The sequence below is a fragment of the Kitasatospora sp. NPDC033851 genome (assembly GCF_055576085.1).
In genome coordinates this window covers 1-3,750 of the sequence record NZ_JBVIRL010000090.1, presented here as the reverse complement: position 1 = coordinate 3,750, position 3,750 = coordinate 1, and the positions used below count along the sequence as shown (strand labels likewise).

Here is a 3,750-nt window from a genome sequence, read left to right as displayed (position 1 = left end):
CCCCGAGCACGGTCTCGGTCTCCTCCGTCACGCCGAGATCCTACGACCCCAAGTACGTCATCAGGTCCGTAAGTTATTAATCGTCAGCTCCCTGCTTCTCACCACCGTCCTGTTGTGCGGCGGCCTGGCGGCGTTCGGAGCCCCGGACCGCGGGGAGCCGCCCGGCGTCTCGACCTCGGCGGGGAGCGCCCCCCACGGCTCCGGCGTCCCGTTCGCAGACGGCTCGCTCGCCCGCGCCGTCGCCGCGGACCAGCAGAGGCTGCGCGAGGTGCCCGGCGACGCCGCCGGGTGGGCCCGCCTCGGTGGCGATTACGTGCTTCCCCGCCCCCGAGCAGCAGGCCGCCGCGCCGGTCGCGCCGCAGCCGCAGTTGACGGCGCCTTGGGCGACGTCCAACAGGTCCGACAGGTCGCCGGCCGCCTTCACCGGGATGAAGCCGCGGCGGGCGCTGGTGGCCGTGCAGGCCGAGCGTCGCGCGTTCCTGGGCACGCTCCCCAGCTGGGGCGGCGATCTGGAGGCCGCTCGGCAGGGGCTGAGCGAGGAGCAGCTGGCCGAGTCCGCCCGCCTCGAGGAAGCCGAGCGGCGGGCCTGCCACGCGGTGTGGGCCGACGAGTACTGGGCCACGCTGTCCGGCGAGGACCGGGTCACCGCCCGCAGCCGGCTCCAGCACATCGACGACGAGCCGGCCGCGGCAGCAGCGGCGTAGCAACGGTCCGCGCCGCTCGCCGGCCGGGATCGGCTACCGCAGGCGGATCGGCAGCATCCGCCACCCAACCCGGCCGGGATCCGCGGCCCGGGCCGCAGCCCGCCTCCGCCGAGCTGCTCTGCCTCTTCCTCGAGCGCCGCCTTCTGCCCGCCGCCGCTGACCGGCCCGCCGGGAAGAGCAGGTCGGCGGAGCGGAGTCGGCCTACGCCGCCGTCGTGCCCCGGCCCGGGGCGGCGTGGGCGAGCGCGATGATGACACGCGGGAGCCCGTAGGCGGCCAGCACGTCGGCCGCGGCGATGAGCCCGGTCAGGTACCAGGGCAGGTGGCCCGGGTCACCAACCGGGTAGGAGACGCCCGCGCACCCGATGGCCATCACGAACAGCAGCAGGACTGTGAACAGGCGGCTGCCGGCGGTGGGGCCGCCTGAGGTGTCGATCCGGTGCAGCAGTTGCGCGCAGGAGATCCCGGCCGTCAGCAGGACGATCGCGGCCAGCCAGCTGATCGGCCAGGCGGTGCCGAGCGCGGTCAGTCCGGCCGCCGCGTACGGCACGTTGACCGCCCACCAGAGCAGCGCGACGGCCGCCAGCACCGCCCTGCCGCCGGTGAACCGGCGGGCGCCGATGTAGTCAGTCAGGGTGCAACCCAGTAGGTCCGTGTCCCAGTTCGGGACCAGCACCCGGGGGGTTCGGTGTGCTGGAAACGCGGTGTCACGGAAGATCGCGCCGGTGCGGGCCAGGGTGGTGGCCTCCGGAGCCTGCCAGACGAACTGTTCGCCCGAGGCGCGCATCAGGAAGTCCCGCAGTCGCACATCCGGGCAGGCAGCAGGTGTCGTCGGGCGTGTCGCCCAGTACGAGAGCGGTGGCGGACTCGGTGCCGCGCAGGCTGATCACCCCGGCGTAGTCCGCGACCGCGCAGGCTCGGTCGTAGTCGTCCTGCTGGTCGGTGTCGCCGAGGATCGCACCGTCCTCGGTGCAGCCGCCCCACTGGTGCAGTGCGGACACCGGGACGACGATCAGCGGGCCACCCATGGACTCGACCCAGGCCAGTTCGAGCCCGGGGCGGGCAGTGTTCGGGGTATCGCTCATGCCTGCAGTGTGCCGCTGGCCTGTGACAGGGAGGGAAGCCGGGGCTTCACGCCTCGGGTGAGGGCGGCAGCCAACTCAAAGGCCGCGTTCGGTGGGCGGGGTCCGGTCGGTGGCCGGGCCGAGTGTCAGTTCCGGTATCTCCTGGGGCTGGGGCGTGGCCGGGACGGGGCTGGAAGTGGCCGGCTCGGCTCGGTCGGCCGGCGGCCGCGGCGCCTGGACAGGCCCGGGACAGGCCCGCTCCCTGCCGGTCAGGGCCGCGCGCTGGCCGCGGTCGAGGTCCCGGCGGATCACCCGGTGCAACGTCGCCAACGACGGCACCGCCACCGGCACGGCCTCGCCCACGTCGTTGGTGTCGGCTTCGACCGTGGCGCGGGCCTCGGCAAGCAGTTCACGGTGCACCGCGGCCGCGTTCCCGCACCACAGAACCAGCCGGGCATGCAGTTGCGGGGTGAGCGTGAAACGCTCCCGCTGCCGTACGCCGGTCCTTCCCTCGGCACGGGCCGCGGCCAGCCAGCGCCACACCGTGCGCAGCGACACCCCCACCGCGTCCGCGACCAGCCGCACATGGCCGGTCGCCAGCTCACCCCGCACGTCCAGAGCCAGCAGCCGCTCCACCGCCTGCTGCCGCGCCAGCGCCACCGGCACCACACCGGCCTGTCCGTCCTCGCCCGGCACGAGCACCACCCCCACTCCCCGACGCCGTGAGAACCCATGCCCCTGCGCATGGGGTCCTGGAGTTCAGGACGCCGGACTCTGCACCTCGGTGACAGCGCAATCGGCATTCCGCTGACACCAGGACGGGGCGTGCGGTAGAACCCACGGGCGGCGCGGCGCGGCGGGACAACGGCAGGCAGTACGTGCGGCTCAGCAGGAAGGAGCCGGACCAGACCGACCCAAGCGTTCTCCTCGAGCTCGGGACGGCGGCACCGGACCCTGCAGCTGCAGGCTGGCAAGGCAACGGTGGCTTGATCGGGCAGGTCGCCTCCCGGGAACTTGACACCCGGGTCGGCACGGTCGTTCACCGAGTCCATGAGCGCTGCTGGACCGTCCGTCGTCCGGATGCCGCAGTCCTCCCAGCGCGTGGATGGGTCAGCCAGGACGCGGCCGGCCGCTGTGACCATGTCGCCTACAAGGGCGTGTAGGTCTGGTACTTGCCCTGCAAGGACAAGACAGCTGCACTGGCCACGTCGGCTCGAGGGCTGGCTGCGCAATCCCTGAGGAACTCTTGAACCCGGGGGCCCGGCCATCCCGCTGCGGCGGCGCGGCCCAGAACCGAAGGCCATCGTGGGGGCCCAAGGGGCCGAGGAGATCGAGAACGTGGTCGATCGTGGTTGTGTCCGGGCGCAGCCGCTGCGTGGCGACAGCGCGCAGGGCGCCGTCGGCAAGCATCGGGGTTCCGCTGTCCAGGCACCAGCGCAGGGAATCGGTTGTGGCTTCGGGAGCGCTCAGCCGCACGATGGCGTCGCCGAGCGCGGTGTACACCATGGTCGCCTCGAACGGGCGCTGGGCGAGGTCCCGAAGCAGGCCGAGGGCGGGGCGGTGCCCGCACATCCCCAGTGCCATGACCATCTGGTACTGGGTCTCCCACGTACGGGGTCGCGCACCTCCTGCTCAAGGGCATCCAGGAGCGGCGGACCCGCTGCGGGGTCGGCAAGCCGGCGCAGCCGCGTTGCGGCGGAACGCCGCAACGGCGACAACCGGTGGCCGAGCTGCTCCACGGCCTCATCCAACGTCAGCGCCATCACGGTCCCTGTCTGCGCGGCTTCGTTCCAGGCGCAGCGTAGGGCCCCGTGCCGACAGAACCTGCCGGGTGGCTGGAGGAAGCGCGCGCTCCGGTGTCCTGGGCCGAGGAGGGGAACCGATCAATGAGCCTTCGCCATCTTCGAACGTGCTGGTCGGAGGGGCTGGCGTGACGGTTCTCCGGGGTGCTCGTGCTGGTCGTGGGCGGGAGTCTGCGGTCTT

Annotated in this window: 4 protein-coding genes; 1 reads left to right on the top strand and 3 read right to left on the bottom strand. The window is 72.9% G+C overall.

The genetic code is table 11. From position 1 onward, the window contains the following. Positions 1–302 precede the first annotated feature (302 nt). Complete coding sequence (locus ACZ51D_RS43540; RefSeq protein WP_465626827.1) at positions 303–704, top strand: hypothetical protein; 402 nt, start codon at positions 303–305, stop codon at positions 702–704. A gap of 201 nt (positions 705–905) precedes the next feature. Here the strand turns inward: ACZ51D_RS43540 and ACZ51D_RS43535 are convergent, their stop codons facing one another. The 3 genes from ACZ51D_RS43535 to ACZ51D_RS43525 form a co-directional block, all read right to left on the bottom strand. Further along, positions 906–1,490, bottom strand: coding sequence for a hypothetical protein (locus tag ACZ51D_RS43535; protein WP_465626829.1), 585 nt, complete (start codon positions 1,488–1,490; stop codon positions 906–908). After that, complete coding sequence (locus ACZ51D_RS43530; protein WP_465626831.1) at positions 1,411–1,788, bottom strand: Imm21 family immunity protein; 378 nt, start codon at positions 1,786–1,788, stop codon at positions 1,411–1,413. Before ACZ51D_RS43530 ends, ACZ51D_RS43535 begins: the two co-directional genes overlap by 80 nt. 75 nt (positions 1,789–1,863) lie before the next feature. Continuing rightward, positions 1,864–2,472 (bottom strand): transposase family protein, encoded by a 609-nt coding sequence (locus ACZ51D_RS43525; RefSeq protein ID WP_465665849.1) that lies wholly within the window; start codon positions 2,470–2,472, stop codon positions 1,864–1,866. Positions 2,473–3,750 lie beyond the last annotated feature (1,278 nt).